Origin of the sequence: Vreelandella salicampi (assembly GCF_013415105.1) — a bacterium.
Classification (GTDB): Bacteria; Pseudomonadota; Gammaproteobacteria; order Pseudomonadales; family Halomonadaceae; genus Vreelandella; species Vreelandella salicampi.
The window spans coordinates 145218-163369 of record NZ_JACCDF010000007.1; the positions used below are offsets into that span (position 1 = coordinate 145218).

Below are 18152 nucleotides of genomic sequence, written 5' to 3' on the forward strand. Positions count from 1 at the left end.
ATCCCCAACACTGCAAAGGTGGCTGCGCGTGTCAAAATTGATGGTTTTCGCCGGGAACGCCAATCCCGAGCTTGCTCATAAGATTGCCGAGAGCTTGGACAGCCGAATGGGTAATGCCACGGTAGGTCAATTCAGCGACGGCGAAATCGCGGTCGAAATCAATGAAAACGTGCGCGGCAAGGATGTGTTTATCCTGCAGTCCACCTGTGCACCGACCAACGACAACTTGATGGAGCTTATCCTGATGGTCGACGCGCTGCGTCGAGCCTCAGCGACGCGCATTACGGCGGTGCTCCCCTATTTTGGCTATGCGCGACAAGATCGTCGCGTGCGCTCAGCCCGGGTACCGATCTCCGCCAAAGTTGTCGCCGATATGATGGTCAAAGGCGGCGTTGACCGCGTAATGACCATGGATTTGCACGCCGATCAGATCCAAGGCTTCTTTGATGTGCCGGTCGACAACGTCTATGGCTCGCCGATCTTGCTCGATGATATCGAGCGCCAGAACTATAGCGATCTCGTCGTTGTCTCTCCGGATGTGGGCGGCGTCGTTCGCGCCCGCGCCATTGCCAAGCAGCTCAATGCGGATTTGGCGATTATCGACAAGCGCCGCCCTCAGGCGAACCAAGCGCAAGTTATGCACATCATTGGCGAAATTGAAGGCCGCACCTGCGTGGTGGTGGACGATATGATCGACACCGCTGGCACCTTGTGTAAAGCAGGTGAAGCCCTTAAAGACCACGGTGCGAAGCGCGTGGTCGCCTACGCGACTCACCCAATTTTGTCTGGCCCGGCGGTTGATAACATCGTCAACTCCGTGCTCGATGAAGTGGTGGTGACCGACACCATCCCGCTTTCAGACGCTGCACGCCGCAGCGGGCGTATTCGCCAGCTAAGCGTTGCCGGTTTGATAGCAGAAGCCATTCGTCGGGTGAGTAACGAAGAATCTGTCAGCGCGATGTTCCACTAATCGCTTGGCAAACACGGCTCGCAAAGAGCTCCTGGGAACGTCGTCGCCTGGTCGCGGGCGGTGGCGTTTCCTTACTTTAACTAAGAGGCAACCTTAATGTCTGATTTTATCCTTAACGCCACCGTTCGTAACGACCTGGGGAAAGGTGCGAGCCGCCGCCTGCGTCGTGCGAACCAGCAAGTCCCCGCCGTGATTTACGGTGGTGAGAAAGCGCCGCAGTCTATCGCCGTAGAAAAGACCGCTTTCTACAAGGCGATCGAAGACGAGTCGTTCTTCTCTTCTGTCATAAAGCTCGTCATCGAAGGCAGCGAAGAGCAGGTCGTTGTTCGTGACCTGCAACGCCACCCTTTCAAGCCACTTTTGACGCACGCTGACTTTTTGCGTGTTGATGCCACGCACGAAATCAACATGAACGTGCCGCTGCACGTGGTAGGCGAAGACAAGTGTGTCGGCATTAAAGACCAAGACGGTGAACTGCACGTATTGGCCAACGAAGTGGCCATCAGCTGCTTGCCGAAAGACCTGCCTGACTTCTTGGAAGTCGACATTTCTGCACTTGAGCTGGGCACAACGCTGCACCTGTCTGACCTGAACTTGCCGGCTGGCGTCACGTCTGTTGACCTGTCTCACGGTGAAGATCACGACAACGCTATCCTCAGCATCACCAAGATGAAAGTTCGTGCTACTGACGAAGATGAAGAAGGCGAAGGTGAAAGCGAAGGCGACAGTGAAGGTGAAGAAGACACCAGCGCCGAGTAAGCACTGCCGCGCACCTTGGGCCATGCTCGCATGGCCCTCGTAATGCTATGATCAAGCGCCTCGGCGCTTGATTTTTTTTGCCGTGCTGCATGTAAAGAGGGAATAAAATGAGTCAGGTGCTAGCGATCATCGGCCTAGGCAATCCCGGCGCTGAATACGCCACCACGCGCCACAATGCCGGCGCATGGTTAGTTGAAGCGGTTGCCCGAGACGCCCATGTGGAACTGCGGCCAGAAAAAAAGTTTCTTGGCCTTTACGCCAAAGTTAACGTTTCCGGCTATACGGTGCACTTACTCAACCCCACGACCTTTATGAACCGCAGCGGTGCCTCTATCGCGGCGCTATGCCAGTTTTTTAAGCTCACGCCAGAGCAGCTTTTGGTGGCCCACGACGAGCTTGATTTACCCCCCGGCCAGGCACGCTATAAAGCCGGTGGTGGTCACGGCGGGCATAATGGCCTTCGCGATACCATTAGCGCCCTGGGCAACCAAAACCAGTTCCATCGTTTGCGAATCGGTATCGGCCACCCCGGCAATGCCAAGCAAGTGGTTCATTACGTGCTAACTCGCCCTGGCAAAGTAGAGCAGAGCGCCATTGAGCACGCCCTTGATGAGTGTCTCGCTACGTTGCCACAGGTGCTCGACGGCGATTGGGCGAAGGCCATGAACCGTCTACATAGCGTAAAATAGTTACACCGTATACTTGCTTCTTCTTTAACGACTTTTCTTTACAAACTTCTTTTTATTAACTTTTCCATGGGTAACGCTGGCGCTCTACATACGCCACTGCACCCCAAGCGGCTAGGAATGATCTTATGGGTTTTAACTGCGGCATCGTCGGCCTTCCCAACGTCGGTAAATCCACTCTGTTCAACGCGTTAACCAAATCGGGTATCGACGCGGAAAACTTCCCCTTTTGCACCATCGAGCCCAATGTCGGCATCGTGCCGATGCCGGACCCGCGCCTTGATAAGCTTGCAGAGATCGTCAAGCCGCAAAAAGTCCTGCCGACCACCATGGAGTTCGTCGATATCGCCGGCCTCGTGGCCGGTGCGTCTAAAGGGGAAGGCTTGGGCAATAAGTTCCTGGCTAACATTCGGGAAACGCAAGCGATTGCGCATGTGGTGCGCTGCTTCGATAACGATAACGTCATCCACGTCGCCAATGAGATTGACCCACGTGCGGATATCGAAACCATCAACCTTGAGCTGGCGCTAGCGGATCTCGATACTGTTGAAAAAGCCAGCCAACGCCTGTTGCGCGTGGTAAAAGGCGGCGACAAAGACGCCATCGCCACCAAGGCCGTACTGGATAAGGTTCAGCCGCACTTAGCCGAGGGGCAACCACTGCGCAGTTTCGGGCTAAGCGACGACGAAAAGCAGCAGGTAAAAAGCTTTGGCTTTTTGACCCTGAAGCCCACGATGTACATCGCCAACGTCAACGAAGACGGGTTCGAAAATAACCCCTACCTCGATGTGGTCAACGAAATCGCCGCAGAAGAAGGGGCCGTTGTCGTGCCAGTGTGCAACCAGATCGAAGCGGAAATCGCCGAGCTCGAGGATGAAGAGCGCGCCATGTTCCTCGATGAGATGGGCATGGAGGAGCCAGGATTAGACCGCGTGATTCGTGCCGGCTATGCGCTACTTGGCCTGCAAACCTACTTCACCGCAGGCGTGAAAGAGGTCCGCGCCTGGACGGTGAAAGAAGGTGCTACGGCGCCGGAAGCCGCTGGCGTGATTCATACCGACTTCCAAAAAGGCTTTATCCGCGCGGAAGTGGTGGCTTACGAAGATTTTGTGGCACTCGGCGGCGAGCAAGGCGCCAAAGACGCAGGTAAATGGCGCTTAGAAGGCAAAGAGTACATTGTGAAAGACGGCGATGTGATTCACTTCCGCTTCAATGTGTAACCTGCGGGGCATCTTCTGAATATGCTTTAGCATATCTATAGGCATGCCTAGCACCGTTTAAAGCGCTGCCTTCCGGGCAGCGCAAAAGCCTGCTAGGGTTGACGTCATGCCTATCTCTAGCCCCCTCCATGATCAGGATGTTTACCCTAAGTCCCGATCCCGCTTACTGATTGCCACCTTGCTGCTGGCGCTTTTCATGCTTGCGGGCTGCGAACAGAGCGATCCGCCGAGCGAACCTACCACGCAGCTCGACCCGCCCCAGCCGGGCGGAACACTCAAGGTAGCCACCCGAAATAGTGCCACCACCTACTACCTTGATCGCGACGAAACACCGACGGGACCGGAGCACGACCTGGTCGAGTCATTCGCCAATGCCCACGACTGGCAAGTCGAATGGACGCTGCTCGATTCCACTTCCGAGGTGCTTCAAGCCCTGAAAGACGATGAGTTTCATTTGGCCGCCGCTGGCCTGACCCACCTTCCCTCGCGCGATGAGCACTTTACCCAAGGGCCCACCCACACCGATATCGTCGAGCAGCTGGTCTGTCATCGCGACATGCGGCCCCTGCCACACCAAGTAGAGGACATGGCCGGAGTCGATATCCGCGTCACGGCGGATTCCAGCTACGCGGAAAAGCTCCAAAGCTTAGTCAATCAGCAAACCGGCATTACCTTCGAGGAGGACCCTCGCACTACCGAGATACTGCTAGCCGAGGTGGCCGAAAAACGTATCGACTGCACCGTAGCCGACTCCAATATCGTGCAGATGATACGCCGCCACTTCCCACACCTTGAGGTCGCCATGAATCTCACCAGTGGCGATAAGTTGGGCTGGTATCTGCCCGCCGGCCACCAGACGCTGGCCGATATGGCCAAGCAGTGGATGGCAAGCGCCGAAGGCCAGCAGCACGTCGCGACGGTGCAAGACCGCTACTACGCCTATATCGGTGAGTTCGACTTTGTCGACCTGCGCGCACTCAATCGGCGCATCGACGAGCGCCTGCCAAACTTCATCGACTTGTTCCTAGAAGCCGAGGAAGAAACCGGCATGCCTGCCGACCTGCTCGCCGCCCTGGCCTACCAGGAATCGCACTGGGACCCCCAGGCCGTTTCGCCCACCGGCGTGCGCGGCATCATGATGCTCACCCAGAACACCGCTAAGTCCCTCGGTGTCGATAATCGCCTGAATCCGGCCGCGGCTATCGACGGCGGTGCGCGTTACCTCGCCGACCGCCATCAGCGCCTGCCCGATACCCTTCCCGAACCCGACCGCACCTATTTGGCTCTGGCAAGCTACAACATTGGCCGTGGACACGTGCTAGACGCGCAAAAATTGGCCCGCGAGCTGGGTAAGGATCCGCACTCCTGGGAGGACATGAAAGAGGTGCTACCGCTCAAGGCTGACAAACGCTACTACCCGCAGACCCGATACGGCTACGCGCGAGGCTACGAGCCGGTGCACTACGTACAGCGAATCCGCAACTACCAAGACGTGATTAGTGCTGCGATGGTGTTCTTACCGCTGGAAGAGGGCTGATGGCCCGCGTCTTTGCACAACAAACGCTTGACGGGCGGCGTGTTGCTGAGTAATATTCGCCCCCGTTGAATGGCTACGTAGCTCAGCTGGTTAGAGCACATCACTCATAATGATGGGGTCCCCTGTTCAAATCAGGGCGTAGCCACCACCGAATACAGAAAGCCCGCTGATTTTTCAGCGGGCTTTTTTCGTTCAACGCTTTTTTCGTTCAAAGCACCTTGCGGTTAAGAAACACCGTCAGGGCATCGGTCAAATAGCCCACGTCACGGGTGCCCGCTGTTTCGCGGATCGAGTGCATGGCCCATTGCGGCACTCCCACATCAATGGTCGGCACACCTATCTCCGTGGCGGTAATGGGTCCAATAGTGCTGCCGCAGCCCATATCGGCCCGGGTCACGAACGCTTGCACGGGCACCTCAGCCTCACGGCACACATCGCGAAACAATGCACTCGTTGCACTGTTGGTGGCGTAACGCTGATTGGCATTGATCTTGATCACCGGGCCTGCGTTGATCATTGGGCCGTGACGCTCATCGTGCTTATCGCAAAAGTTAGGGTGCAACGCATGGGCGTTATCACAGGAAATCATGCACGATGACTGAATCAGCTGGATCAACGACTCTTCGCTGCCGCCGCCCACCTGCGCATTTATGCGCTTGAGCACATCGCCCAGAAACGGCCCTTGAGCACCGCAAGCACTGGCACTACCGACTTCTTCATGATCGTTGGCGATAAAAAGTGTTCCCTGCTCACCATCGCTTGCCAATAACGCCTCCAACCCCATAAAGCACGAAAGCAGGTTATCCAACCGAGCACTGGCCAACAATTCTTGACTGACTCCAACGAGCGACGGCGCTTGCAAATCATAGAAACTCAGCTCGAAATCCACGACTTCGGCATCCCTGAAGCCATGCTGCTCTCGCAGCCATGTGGACAATAATGGTGCTAGCTCGACGTTATCACTTTGCATCAACACAGGCGCCATTTGCGTTTGCGGGTTAATAGCACGGCCGTTATTGGCCTCACGGTCGAGATGAATCGCAAGGCTTGGCACCATCGCCACAGGCTGGTCGACGTTAAGTAGCACGCCTTCTAAGCGCCCATCGGCGTGGCGCACATGCACGCGCCCGGCAATGCCCAAATCACGGTCAAACCACGGCGCCAATAGCGCACCGCCATACACCTCCACACCCAGCTGCAACCAGCCAGCGCTGTGCTGAGTGGCATTCGGCTTTAACCGCAGACCGGGGCTGTCGGTATGCGCCCCAATCATGCGCATCGTCTCCACACGACCTTTTGGCAGCTTAAACGCGATAATCGAGGAGTCATTGCGGGTGACATAGTAACGCCGCCCCGGCGCCAGCTGCCACGTTGCGGTTTCTTCCAAGCGTTCAAAGCCTGCCTGCTCCAGGCGCACCGCCATATTGTGCGACGCGTGCCAAGGCGTAGGCGAGACGCGTAAAAAATCACACAAGCGTGCCAATAGGTGAGTATCAAAAGCGTTGGGCATAGCGTTCCTCTATGTATAGCGATCAGAAATATAGTGATCATGAATTGACACGGTGACTAACCAGCACGGCGATGAAAATACAGACAGATCGCGAAATCACGATGAAGTAGTCTCAGCCAAGCAAGCGACCTGCTACAATGCGCTTTCGGTCAACGTCACTGTTTTTCACAATGCTGTTTATGCAACTCCATCGCTGATAACAGGTCTAGTACGCATGAGCCGTATGCATGTGAGTGTACACAAATCCGGGAGAGCTTGATTGATGAGCTTGTTTGCTACCCTTTCGCGCGCAATCGCCTTGACCATGATGCTAGTTATCACTAGCCCATCTGTCATCGCCCTTGAGCCGACTGATGAACAACGTCAGGCCGCCATAGAAATCGCGGACTCGCTGCGCTATGGACATTACGCTAACGTTGAATTTGATGCCGCCTGGTCTGAAAATGCGTTTAATCGTTATTTAGACCTCCTCGATGGTCAGCGCGCGTATCTGTTACACCGCGATATCGAGCCCTACCGGCATCTGGAAAATAGCTTTTCTGACGCGCTATTTGATGGCGAACTCGCCGTTGTTTTTGCGCTTCATGAAAAAGCCGAAGAGCGCCGCAAAGCCCGCTTAGAATGGTTACTCGCACGCCTTGATGAAGGCCTCAACCTCGACTTCGATGGTAATGAGCGCTTAGAAGTCGAGCGTGACGATGCGCCCTGGGCGCGGAACGAAAGCGAGCTAGATGCACTTTGGGAGAAGCGACTTAAAAACGATGCGCTTACCTTGGCGTTAAGCGATCAAGATAGCGAACAAATCGAAACCAATTTGCGCCAGCGCTACGAAGGCCAGCTTTCGCGTATAGAGCAAACTGAGCCAGAAGATGTGTTTGGTCTGGTGATGGCCGCCGCCACTGGCACCATCGACCCTCATACCGGCTACCTCTCTCCTCGCCAGGGCGAATCCTTTGATATCCAAATGAGCCTTTCGCTTGAGGGAATCGGCGCCATGCTGCAGGCAGATGGCGAGTACGTCAAAGTCGCAAGCCTTGTCCCCGGCGGCCCTGCGGACCGTGCGGGAGTATTGGAGCCTGCCGACCGGATCATCGGCGTCGGTCAGGAAGACGAAGACGATATGGTCAACGTCATCGGCATGCGCCTGGATAATGTGGTCGATCTTATCCGCGGCCCTAAAGGCTCCGTTGTACGCCTGGACGTCATTCCAGCGCAGGCGGTGGACATGACACGCTCGCATACCGTTGAGATCACCCGCGACACGGTGAACCTGGAAGATCAAGCCGCGCAGAGTGAAATCATTGAGGTGGAACGTGACGGCAAAACCCGCCAAATCGGCGTCATTACGGTACCCACGTTTTATGTGGATTTCGACGCCTGGCAAGCCGGTGAAGAGGACTACCGCAGCACCACCCGCGATGTGGCTAAGGAAGTAGAAAAGCTCAAAAACTCAGGCGTTGAAGGTATTGTCTTAGACCTACGCAATAACGGCGGCGGTGCGCTGCAAGAAGCCAATTCGTTGCTGGGACTATTCATCGACCGCGGCCCCACGGTACAGGTGCGCGATGCTGAAGGCCGCATTCAACTTTATGGCGACAGCGAAGCAGGCACGCTGTACGACGGTCCTCTCACAGTATTAGTAAATCGCCTTTCGGCATCAGCATCAGAAATTTTCGCCGGCGCCATTCAGGATTACGGTCGCGGCTTGGTTGTGGGTGCCCCCACCTTTGGTAAAGGCACCGTGCAAACCCTTAACGACTTGAGTCACGGCGAAATCAAGCTCACGCGCGCCAAGTTTTACCGCATTACCGGCGATAGTACGCAAAACCGTGGCGTCGAGCCCGACATCCACTTTCCTAGCCTGATTGACCCCGAACGGATTGGCGAAAGCAGTCTGGATAACGCGCTGAAATGGGATACCGTTCAGAATGTGCAATATCGCCGTTACGGTGAGCCGGAAAACTACCTAGAAACGCTCACTGCGCGCCATGAGTCCCGTGCCGATGACAACCCTAACTTTCGCTACCTAGAGCAGCAGTCGACACTGGCGCGCCAACTACGCGAACAGCACGTAAGTGTCAGTTTGAACCGCGAACAGCGCGAACGCGAAATGCAGGCACAGGAAGCCGAACAGCTAGCGCTGGAGAACCAGCGCCGCTTAGCACTCGGAAGGGAGGCACTGGAAGAGTGGAGCGACGCCCGCGAAGAGAGCGAGCAAGGCGAACAGGACGAAGAGGATAACGAGGTCATGGCCCCAGAGCGCGCCCACGTACTGGAAGCTGCGGAGATTTTACTCGACTATGCGCAGTTAAAAAATTCACAGCGTATGGTTAAGCGTTAAGCGTTTAACCAAAAACAAAAACCGAGGCCTTTTGGACCTCGGTTTTTTATTTCACCCGCTTGCGCTTCTCAGCACAACATCGCGCGTCGATATGGCCGGTCGCCCATATCCGCTAAACGCTGCGTGAGCGCCTTCACTTTCTGGAAACTCCCTTCTCGGCCGGCGGCAATGGCCGCATGCGCCCAAGCAGGCAAGTCACGTGCGATACGATAATAGACCCACTGCCCTTCGCGCTGGTCATGGAGCAAACCACACTGGCGTAGTTGCGCAAGATGACGCGACACTTTCGGCTGCGACTCCTGCAGCGCATGAGTCATTTCACATACGCAAAGCTCGCCTTCTTCCGCGATTAAAAGCACCAAATGAAGACGCGTTTCATCGCTAAGGCATTTAAACGTTTGCAAGGGAGTTAGCGGTATAGAAGTACTCACAGGTTTTTTCCCAGTCACGCACAAAAAAAATCGCAAAATAGCGGGGAACGTGAGTATACCTGACGAAAGCAAGGAGAGAAATCAAACAAGAAGGCGGTTGCGGTTGGCTCCCCGAGCAGGACTCGAACCTGCGACCCAATGATTAACAGTCATTTGCTCTACCAACTGAGCTATCGGGGAATTACCGAAACTGATACAGCTACCGACAATATAACGAAAAACAGTACGGAGGTAAAAAGGGTACCGTTACGCTTTGGCTCCTCGAGCAGGACTCGAACCTGCGACCCAATGATTAACAGTCATTTGCTCTACCAACTGAGCTATCGAGGAACATTGTAAGCTGCATATTTAGGCTGTGTTTTGGCTCCCCGAGCAGGACTCGAACCTGCGACCCAATGATTAACAGTCATTTGCTCTACCAACTGAGCTATCGGGGAACTACCGAAACACGGAGCGTAGTATACGGATACAAACGCCCTGGTCAAGTATCGATTTCGACCAATGCTAGCCGGGGGTTTCTTGTGTCCGTATAATACGTTCATTCACCCACGCGGCACCTTCTTTTCTACGAAGCCAAGCCGCGCCACCATTCATCCTCGTCCCCCGACGACCCATAGATGACAGGTACCGATGGCGAAGAAACTCTTCATCAAAACGCACGGCTGCCAAATGAACGAGTACGACTCCTCGCGCATGGCAGATCTGCTCGGCGAATCGCACCAGATGGAGCTCACCGATAACGAGCAGGAAGCCGATGTCATTTTGTTAAACACCTGCTCCATTCGTGAGAAAGCGCAGGAGAAGGTTTTTCATCAGCTGGGACGCTGGAAAAAACTCAAAGATGCCAACCCTGATCTGGTGATTGGTGTCGGTGGCTGTGTCGCCAGCCAGGAAGGCGAAGCCATTCGCAAGCGTGCGTCCCATGTGGATATGGTGTTTGGCCCGCAAACCCTGCACCGTGTGCCGTCCATGCTCAACGCGCGGCAGGATAATCAAATCGCGGCAGTGGATGTCACCTTCCCCGAGATTGAGAAATTCGACCACCTGCCCAAGCCTACCTCCGACGGTGCGACGGCGTTTGTCTCGATCATGGAAGGCTGCTCTAAATACTGCACCTTTTGCGTTGTCCCCTACACCCGCGGCGAAGAGGTATCACGTCCGTTTGAAGCGGTGATGGATGAAGTCATTCATTTGGCCGACCAAGGTGTGCGCGAGATCAACTTGCTCGGCCAGAACGTCAATGCTTACCGGGGCGAAAACCAGCTCGGCGATGAAATTGACCTTGCCGAGCTGATTGCCTGCGTAGCGGCGGTGGAAGGCATCGACCGGATTCGCTTTACCACCTCGCACCCGGTGGAGTTCACCGATAGCCTGGTCGACGCCTACGCCGATATTCCGGAGCTTGTTAGCCATCTCCACCTCCCCGTGCAGTCCGGTTCAGACCGTATTCTCAGCGCCATGAAACGCGGCCATACGGCTGACGAGTACATCGAAAAGATGGAGCGCATCCGCGCGAATCGCCCGGATATCAGCTTCTCGTCGGATTTCATCATTGGCTTTCCCGGCGAGACCGAGGAAGATTTTGAAGCGACGATGGATTTGATTCACCGCATCGGCTTTGATCACTCCTTCAGTTTCGTTTTCTCAGCACGCCCTGGTACGCCCGCGGCCTCACTGCCGGACGAAACACCAGAGAGCGTCAAAAAACAGCGCCTAGCGATTCTGCAAGAGCGCATTGTCCAGCACACCATGCAAATCAGCCGCCGTATGGTGGACACGACGCAGCGCATCCTGGTAACTGGCTTTTCGCCGAAAGACCCCGGCCAGCTCTCCGGCCGTACGGAGAACAACCGTGTGGTGAACTTTCGTGCCGCCAACCCCACGGAGCTGATTGGTTACTTTGTCGATGTCGACATCACCGAAGCCCTGCCCAATTCGCTACGCGGCGAACTTGCCTCTCCTGAGCGTTTCTGACGATTGCCCCGACACCGGTCGGGGCAGTAAGCTTGGCAATACATCCACTAACCGACGAGTTTTTCTCTCTTGAGCCAGCCATCCTCTCAGGCCAACCGCATTATTACGTTAAGCCTTGAACCGAATGATCCTCAGCGGCTTGCGAGCCTTTGTGGCCAGCAAGATGAGCATCTAAAACTGATCGAAAGCCGTTTGGATGTCACGCTGCGTAACCGAGGCAACATTTTTCAGCTCGCAGGCGCAGCCAACCGCATCAAAGCGGCGGCCAACGTGCTAGAACACCTCTACCGCGAAACCGCGGCAAGTGAACTTGAGCCCGATACGGTGCACCTGTTTCTGCAAGAATCGGGGCTAGAGGCCCTCGACGAGAACGACGAAAGCGAAAACGGCGATGTCGTCATGCGCACCCCGCGGACCATGATTAAACCGCGCGGCTTGAACCAGCAGCGATACGTCTCCAGCATTCGCGAACACGATATCAACTTTGGTATCGGCCCGGCGGGTACCGGCAAAACCTACCTAGCCGTTGCCGCCGCAGTCGAGGCGCTTAATCAACAAGAAGTCCGCCGTATTCTGCTGGTCCGCCCGGCGGTAGAAGCGGGCGAGAAGTTGGGCTTTCTGCCCGGCGATTTGGCCCAGAAGATTGACCCTTACCTACGTCCGCTGTATGACGCCCTCTACGAAATGATCGGTTTTGAACAAGTCGCCAAATTGATTGAGCGCCAAGTGATCGAAATTGCACCGCTGGCGTACATGCGCGGCCGTACGCTCAATAACGCCTACATCATTTTGGATGAGAGCCAAAACACCACGCCAGAGCAGATGAAAATGTTCCTTACCCGTATCGGTTTCGGTTCTACCGCCGTTATCACCGGTGACGTGACCCAGGTAGACCTGCCGCGCGGTCAACGCTCGGGGCTGATTCAGGTACTGGAAGTACTCAAGGGGACGCCCGGTATTGGCGTAACCCACTTTGCCGCCAAAGACGTGGTCCGACACCCACTGGTGCAGCGCATTATTGAGGCGTATGACGCTTTTGAGTCGCAGCAGGAAGCCGAAGAACGCGAGCAGCGTGAAAAGCGCCAGCAGGAGCGCGAAGCCCGCTTGCAAGCGCGCGAGGATAATGCCCGGTGAGTACGCCAACGACGCATCAGGCAAATCGAGACCTGGCGGTGGTCGACCGCCAGGTCGCCGTCGATGCCAACACCCTGCCCAGCGAAGCCGAACTCGCCGACTGGATAGACCGTGTATTGGCGCACCATCCTGCGGAAACGCGCCATGAAGTGACAGTGCGGCTGGTGGATGTGTCAGAAAGCCAAGCGCTTAATCGCGATTATCGCGGTAAAGACACACCAACCAATGTGCTATCGTTTCCCTTTGAGGCACCGCCCGAGGTGCCGATTCCGTTACTGGGGGATCTCGTGATCTGCCACGCGGTTGTCGCGCAAGAAGCACAACAACAGCACAAGCCGCTCGCCCAGCATTATGCCCACATGGTGATTCATGGCACCTTGCATTTGCTGGGCTACGATCATATAGAAGATGACGAAGCCGAGGTAATGGAGAAGATGGAGCGCGATATCCTAGCCGGTCTTGAGATTCCCGACCCGTACCTCGAATCTTGAGCATTGCCTTCGTCATTCGACGGCTAATGTCCGCAAATAAGAGATCAAATGCATGAGCGAAGACCGATCGAGTACGCCCAATCAAAAAACCTGGATCGAAAAACTCTTAGGTGCCCTCTCTGGCGATAGCGACGAGCCTAGCTCCCGCGATGAGTTAATGGAGTTTTTGCGCCACACCGCAGGGCGCTTGAAGCTTGACCAAGACGCCATGATGATCATTGAGGGCGCGCTGCAAATCAGTGATCAGCAAGTACGAGAAATCCTCATCCCGCGTTCTCAAGTCGCCGCCATTCCCCTTGACCAATCTAGCGACGATTATCTACCGCTCATCCAAGAAACCGGGCATTCGCGTTACCCGGTGATTGGCGAGAACCTTGACGAAGTGAAGGGGATTTTACTGGTTAAGGATTTGCTGCCGCTTTTGTCGCAAACCCAAGCCCAGCGCGACGCCTTCAAACTGGACGATATTCTGCGTCCTGCGATGTTCATCCCTGAATCAAAACGCTTGAATAGCCTACTCAAAGAGTTTCGCGACACCCATAACCACATGGCAGTTGTCGTAGACGAATACGGCGGCACCGCCGGCATCATCACCATTGAAGACATCCTTGAGCAAATCGTCGGCGATATCGAAGACGAACATGACACCGATGAAGAAGACGATATCCGCGCCTTGGACGATGACCGCTACGCGGTGCGTGCCCTTACGCCTATCGAAGACTTCAACGAACGCTTTGGCACCCGCTTCTCCGATGACGAGTTCGATACACTGGGTGGCTTGGTGATGCAGCAATTTGGCCACCTCCCCCGCCGCGGCGAGGAAACATCGCTGGGCGGCTGGCACTTTAGCGTGATGAATGCCGACAATCGCCGCATTCGTCTGTTAGAAGTCTACTACGACGATAGCGACGCAGAGACCGACGACTAACGCCACCAGCCTAGAGCTCATTTCGATAGGATATCCGCTGATATGAAGACGGGACTCTCTTTCACGCTTGGCGTACAGCTTATAGCCGCCCTTGTGGCCGGTGGCTTCACCACACTAACCGCTTCGCCCTTTGAACTCTGGTGGCTTGGCCCTGTGGCAGCGGGCCTGATGTACCTCGGTATTCATGCGTTAACGCCCGCGCAAGCGGCCTTAAAAGGGTGGTGTTACGGCGTTGGGCTTTTCGCCAGCGGCACCTCGTGGGTTTACGTGTCGATTCACGATTACGGCTACACCGGCGTTCCGCTGGCGGTGTTTTTAACCGTGCTGTTTGTGGTTATCCTCGCTCTCTTTTTTGCCGGTACTTTTTGGCTCTATCGGCGCTTTACTACCCCCCGCTTTGCGTTATTAACGTTTGCTGGGGCTTGGGTGCTGGGTGAAGTGTTGCGCACTTACCTCTTTACCGGCTTTCCTTGGCTGTTACTCGGTTCCAGTCATGTCGACTCACCGCTTGCTCCCTGGGCACCGATTGGCGGCGTTTATCTGCTCTCGCTGTTTGTCGCCTTTAGCGGCGCGCTTGGCGCGGAACTGCTCTTTAGCCGCCGCATCTGGACACTAGCCCCTCTTGCCGCGATCTGGCTGACACCTTTCATCTTGCCAACACAGTGGACAACCCCCAGCGACACCCCCACTCGCGTGGCACTTTTACAGGGCAACCTGCCCCAGCTCATCAAGTGGACACCCGAAGGCCAGCGCAAGGCGGCTAACACCTATATGGAGCTGACCCGCGCGCTCGATGACGACATTGACCTGATTTTATGGCCCGAAACAGCACTCCCCATGGTCGAGACACAAGCACGGCCGGTGCTGGAGCGTGTCCAAGCCAACCTCGCGACGGACACTGCCCTACTCACCGGCATCGTTCAACGCGATGAAAGCGGGCGTTTTTTTAATAGTGTGATTGGCGTCGGTAACGTTGAAGGGAGCTACCACAAAGAACACCTCGTCCCTTTCGGCGAATACCTGCCGCTTGAAAGCGTGCTGCGCGGAGCAATCAATTTTTTTAACCTCCCCATGTCGACGTTTACCCCCGGCGAGAGCGATCAAGCGCCCATTCAGGCAGCTGGCGTTACGCTGGGCAACGCTATTTGTTATGAAATCATCTACCCACAGCTGGTGGCCGAGCGTGCGAGAGAGAGTGACGTACTGATGACGGTCTCCAACGATACGTGGTTTGGCGCCTCTATCGGCCCGCATCAACACCTGCAAATGGCCCGGCTGCGCGCGTTAGAAAACGGCCGCTATGTGGCCCGCGCCACCAGCAATGGGATAACCGCCATCATCGACGCGCAAGGCCACGTGGTATCGCGCGCGCCGCAGTTTGACACTGCAACGCTTACCGGTGACGTGTATGCCATGGAGGGCATAACGCCGTTTACCCGCTTGGGAAGCTGGCCTACGTGGCTGCTTGCCGGGCTCCTAGTCCTGCCGGGCTTGCGTGTACGCAACAAATCATAGAGGGCTCACAAGAGCCAGACAGCAGAAGGGCGCCTTAATGGCGCCCTTCTGCTGTCTGGAAGCTCGTCGAAGCTACCCGACCTTCAAGCACATCACACTTGTTTTTTGGAGCGACTGCTGTTGGCTGCTGCGACACTTTCTATTGTATCTGCCGCTGCCTGGCCTAGCACCTCAGGAATGGTCTGTCGCACATAGCGACCCGGCGCGGGCTCGATAATGGAGAGTTCGCCCTCGCCCGGCTGGCGCACCGGTACCATTTTCTCTTTATCGACATAGCCGTTATCGGTCATCCACGCCTGCCAATGCGGCCACCAAGAGCCCTCATTAAAGGTGGCGCCTTCAAACCACGCTTCATGCGTGTCTGGCAGTTCACTGTTAGTCCAATAGCCATACTTGTTCTTATGCGGCGGATTGACAATCCCCGCAATATGGCCCGAACCGCCTAGCACAAACGTTACCGGCCCCTTGGGTAGCAGTGCGCCATAGTAGGTGCTGTTCCACTTGGCAATATGGTCTTCTTTCGTGGAGATGAAATAGCTTGGCGTCGACACCTTGCGTAGATCAATCTTCACGCCATCCAGCTCAATGCCGTTTGGCTCGACCAGGCGATTTTCCAGGTACATGTGGCGCAAGTACCACACATGCGTCCCCGCCGGCAGATTGGTACCGTCGGTGTTCCAATATAGCAGGTCGAAGGCGGGCGGATTTTCACCTTTCAGGTAATTGTTAATATAGAACGACCAAAACAGGTCATTTTCTTTCAACAAATTAAAGGTATACGCCATCGAGCGGCCATCTAAATAACCTTTATCCTCTACGGTTCGCTCAATCCCTTGCACCACCTGTTCGTTGAGGAATACCCCCACATCGCCTGGGTCACGGAAGTCCTGCAGTGTGGCCATATAGGTGACAGACTTCACCTTGCGGCCGCGTCGTGTGCTCGTAAGATACGCCATCACCGAGGCGGTCAGCGTCCCACCGATGCAGTAACTCATCAGATTGACGGATTTTTCACCACACGCTTGCTCAATGGCTTCTATCGCACTGATGGGACCCATTTGCATGTAGTCCGCCCAAGTGAGATCACGTTGTGCAGGACCAGGGTTGCGCCAGGAGATCAAAAACACGGTATGCCCTTGATCCACCAGCCACTTCATAAGCGAGTTGTCCTGGCGAAGATCCAGAATGTAATACTTATTGATCCAGGGTGGTACGACCAGCAGAGGCGTTTTGAACGTCTTCTCCGTCGTCGGCGTGTACTGAATCAGCTGAATCAGCTCGTTTTCGTACACCACCGAGCCCGGCGTAACGGCAATATTGTCGCCCACGCCAAAAGCGCTGCGATCCGTCATACGCACGTTAATGCCTTCTGCCGAGTTTTCCAGATCTTCACGCAAACGAGCCAATCCATCGACGAGGTTTTGGCCGCGTGTTTCCAGCGTCTGGCGCATCACTTCCGGGTTGGTGGCAACGAAGTTGGTCGGCGCCATGGCGTTAACCATTTGACGCGCATAAAACTGTAAGTGTTGCTTACGAGTCTCATCCAAGCCATCAAGGTTCTCAATCAACTCTTCCACTAGCTGAGAGAACAGCAGGTATTGCTGCATGATAGCCAGATAGTAAGGTTCTTGCGTCCAAGCCTCGTCTTTAAAACGACGATCCCCTTTCGCAGGCTGGATCAACGGTTCGACGTTTTCTCCCGCCATGGAGCGCACACCTTGCTGCCATAACAGCCATTGATCTTGCGCTAAGCGCGCTTGGGTCTGCCACAGCAGCGTAGGATTTTCCGCCAGTGCCTTGGCCCCGGCTTCGAAACTTTCGCGCATATCGCTATAAACGGAGTCTGCTGCCTCGCTTGGCGCTATGCGGGCGAGCAGATCCTGCATCAAGGCTTGGTACTGCTCACCGATCTCTTTCAGCTGAGCGTTCCAGGCATCCGTATCTACCTGAGATGGCATTTCCCACCCTGATTGCATACTTACTCTCCCTTAATACCCGCGCGAGCGCACTTAGCGCCTCACGCTTCAGGCTTAGCTTGGTAACAAGCCCACAACGTTCACTTAATGATAAAACAAAAGTACGGCGCCCTTTTGGCGCCGCATTCATTTATCTACTGCTTAGCTTTTGGTGCTGTTAGCGCCACCGCTGCGCGACGACTGGCTTGATGCCTTAGCCGTTGATTGGGATTGGCCTTTTGCTGCAGCACTGGCTTGCTCGCTCATCTGCTTGCCAGCTTCGCTGAATAGCTTTTCCATTTCTGACTTGAACTCAACACTCATCTCGCTCATGGCGCGAGCATCTTCTTGCATTTGCTGCGAGAGCTCGTTGAGCATTTCGGCTTGCTTGGCACCAAATTCTTTCAAGCTTTCCGCATCCTCAATCTCGCTCGCGCTACGCATGCGCTCAGTACCCATATGGCTGTAGCGCTTCATGGCTTCCAGCTGGTACTGGGTCATTTTTTCCATGTTGTTGAGCATCAGCGAATTTACCTTGCGCATTGGCTCAAACAGTTGGCGTGTCTGCGTGTTGAAAGCGTCCATCATTTTATCTTGCATGGTATCTACTCCTTGGTTGAGTCGTTACATGCTTAAATTGTTACGTGCTTGCGATGTTGCGTGCTGTCAGCTTTGCTGCAGTGCAAAAAGAATAGTCAAAC

Annotated in this window: 15 protein-coding genes and 4 tRNA genes; 12 read left to right on the plus strand and 7 right to left on the minus strand. The window is 55.3% G+C overall.

Annotated elements, in window-relative coordinates:
- Window positions 1–28: 28 nt before the first annotated feature.
- The 6 genes from HZS81_RS09650 to HZS81_RS09675 all read left to right on the plus strand — a co-directional run bounded on the left by HZS81_RS09650 (window position 29) and on the right by HZS81_RS09675 (window position 5320).
- Window positions 29–970, plus strand: a complete 942-nt coding sequence (locus tag HZS81_RS09650; RefSeq protein WP_179930342.1) for a ribose-phosphate diphosphokinase — start codon at window positions 29–31, stop codon at window positions 968–970.
- Window positions 971–1066: 96 nt separating this feature from the next.
- The gene (locus HZS81_RS09655; protein ID WP_179930343.1) at window positions 1067–1729 is read left to right on the plus strand and encodes a 50S ribosomal protein L25/general stress protein Ctc; all 663 of its coding nucleotides are present in this window, start codon (window positions 1067–1069) and stop codon (window positions 1727–1729) included.
- Between the two features lie 107 nt (window positions 1730–1836).
- Window positions 1837–2418, plus strand: coding sequence for an aminoacyl-tRNA hydrolase (gene pth, locus HZS81_RS09660; protein ID WP_179930344.1), 582 nt, complete (start codon window positions 1837–1839; stop codon window positions 2416–2418).
- 125 nt (window positions 2419–2543) lie between these two features.
- Window positions 2544–3635, plus strand: a complete 1092-nt coding sequence (ychF, locus tag HZS81_RS09665) for a redox-regulated ATPase YchF (RefSeq protein ID WP_179930345.1) — start codon at window positions 2544–2546, stop codon at window positions 3633–3635.
- 106 nt (window positions 3636–3741) lie between these two features.
- A complete protein-coding gene (mltF, locus tag HZS81_RS09670; RefSeq protein WP_179930346.1) occupies window positions 3742–5172 on the plus strand; it encodes a membrane-bound lytic murein transglycosylase MltF in 1431 nt (476 codons plus the stop codon).
- Between the two features lie 71 nt (window positions 5173–5243).
- Window positions 5244–5320 (plus strand) — tRNA-Met (locus tag HZS81_RS09675).
- 60 nt (window positions 5321–5380) lie between these two features.
- On the opposite strand, the gene HZS81_RS09680 is transcribed toward HZS81_RS09675, so the two are convergent.
- Window positions 5381–6682, minus strand: coding sequence for a M18 family aminopeptidase (locus tag HZS81_RS09680; RefSeq protein WP_179930347.1), 1302 nt, complete (start codon window positions 6680–6682; stop codon window positions 5381–5383).
- Between the two features lie 262 nt (window positions 6683–6944).
- Between HZS81_RS09680 and HZS81_RS09685 the strand changes: the two genes are divergently transcribed.
- Window positions 6945–9023, plus strand: a complete 2079-nt coding sequence (locus HZS81_RS09685) for a carboxy terminal-processing peptidase (protein ID WP_179930348.1) — start codon at window positions 6945–6947, stop codon at window positions 9021–9023.
- A 68-nt stretch (window positions 9024–9091) separates the two neighbouring features.
- On the opposite strand, the gene HZS81_RS09690 is transcribed toward HZS81_RS09685, so the two are convergent.
- From HZS81_RS09690 to HZS81_RS09705, 4 genes are all read right to left on the minus strand, one after another.
- Entirely contained in the window at window positions 9092–9454 is a 363-nt protein-coding gene (locus tag HZS81_RS09690) for a metalloregulator ArsR/SmtB family transcription factor (protein ID WP_338401841.1), read from the minus strand.
- 104 nt (window positions 9455–9558) lie between these two features.
- Window positions 9559–9634 (minus strand) — tRNA-Asn (locus HZS81_RS09695).
- Between the two features lie 74 nt (window positions 9635–9708).
- A tRNA-Asn gene (locus HZS81_RS09700) sits at window positions 9709–9784 on the minus strand.
- Window positions 9785–9815: 31 nt separating this feature from the next.
- Window positions 9816–9891, minus strand: a tRNA-Asn gene (locus tag HZS81_RS09705).
- Window positions 9892–10084: 193 nt separating this feature from the next.
- Between HZS81_RS09705 and miaB the strand changes: the two genes are divergently transcribed.
- From miaB to lnt, 5 genes are all read left to right on the plus strand, one after another.
- The gene (gene miaB / locus HZS81_RS09710; protein WP_179930349.1) at window positions 10085–11428 is read left to right on the plus strand and encodes a tRNA (N6-isopentenyl adenosine(37)-C2)-methylthiotransferase MiaB; all 1344 of its coding nucleotides are present in this window, start codon (window positions 10085–10087) and stop codon (window positions 11426–11428) included.
- 69 nt (window positions 11429–11497) lie between these two features.
- Window positions 11498–12562, plus strand: coding sequence for a PhoH family protein (locus HZS81_RS09715; protein WP_179930350.1), 1065 nt, complete (start codon window positions 11498–11500; stop codon window positions 12560–12562).
- Window positions 12559–13053: an rRNA maturation RNase YbeY gene (gene ybeY / locus HZS81_RS09720; protein WP_338401842.1), complete on the plus strand. Its 495-nt coding sequence runs from the start codon at window positions 12559–12561 to the stop codon at window positions 13051–13053. The genes HZS81_RS09715 and ybeY overlap by 4 nt, the downstream gene beginning before the upstream one ends.
- Window positions 13054–13105: 52 nt before the next feature.
- On the plus strand, window positions 13106–13981 hold the full coding sequence (locus HZS81_RS09725) for an HlyC/CorC family transporter (protein ID WP_179930351.1): 876 nt from the start codon (window positions 13106–13108) through the stop codon (window positions 13979–13981).
- Between the two features lie 42 nt (window positions 13982–14023).
- Window positions 14024–15496 carry an apolipoprotein N-acyltransferase gene (lnt, locus tag HZS81_RS09730; protein WP_179930352.1) on the plus strand — a complete coding sequence of 491 codons (1473 nt, stop codon included), beginning with the start codon at window positions 14024–14026 and terminating at the stop codon, window positions 15494–15496.
- Window positions 15497–15588: 92 nt separating this feature from the next.
- Here the strand turns inward: lnt and phaC are convergent, their stop codons facing one another.
- A complete protein-coding gene (gene phaC / locus HZS81_RS09735; protein WP_179930353.1) occupies window positions 15589–17472 on the minus strand; it encodes a class I poly(R)-hydroxyalkanoic acid synthase in 1884 nt (627 codons plus the stop codon).
- A gap of 141 nt (window positions 17473–17613) precedes the next feature.
- Window positions 17614–18051 carry a phasin family protein gene (locus HZS81_RS09740; RefSeq protein ID WP_179930354.1) on the minus strand — a complete coding sequence of 146 codons (438 nt, stop codon included), beginning with the start codon at window positions 18049–18051 and terminating at the stop codon, window positions 17614–17616.
- Window positions 18052–18152 lie beyond the last annotated feature (101 nt).

Coding starts and splice junctions, on each gene's coding strand:
- HZS81_RS09655 (WP_179930343.1), top strand. CDS start 1,067: ATGTCTGATTTTATCCTTAACGCCACCGTTCGTAACGACCTGGGGAAA.
- pth (WP_179930344.1), top strand. CDS start 1,837: ATGAGTCAGGTGCTAGCGATCATCGGCCTAGGCAATCCCGGCGCTGAA.
- ychF (WP_179930345.1), top strand. CDS start 2,544: ATGGGTTTTAACTGCGGCATCGTCGGCCTTCCCAACGTCGGTAAATCC.
- mltF (WP_179930346.1), top strand. CDS start 3,742: ATGCCTATCTCTAGCCCCCTCCATGATCAGGATGTTTACCCTAAGTCC.
- HZS81_RS09680 (WP_179930347.1), bottom strand. CDS start 6,682: ATGCCCAACGCTTTTGATACTCACCTATTGGCACGCTTGTGTGATTTT.
- HZS81_RS09685 (WP_179930348.1), top strand. CDS start 6,945: ATGAGCTTGTTTGCTACCCTTTCGCGCGCAATCGCCTTGACCATGATG.
- miaB (WP_179930349.1), top strand. CDS start 10,085: ATGGCGAAGAAACTCTTCATCAAAACGCACGGCTGCCAAATGAACGAG.
- HZS81_RS09725 (WP_179930351.1), top strand. CDS start 13,106: ATGAGCGAAGACCGATCGAGTACGCCCAATCAAAAAACCTGGATCGAA.
- lnt (WP_179930352.1), top strand. CDS start 14,024: ATGAAGACGGGACTCTCTTTCACGCTTGGCGTACAGCTTATAGCCGCC.
- phaC (WP_179930353.1), bottom strand. CDS start 17,472: ATGCAATCAGGGTGGGAAATGCCATCTCAGGTAGATACGGATGCCTGG.
- HZS81_RS09740 (WP_179930354.1), bottom strand. CDS start 18,051: ATGCAAGATAAAATGATGGACGCTTTCAACACGCAGACACGCCAACTG.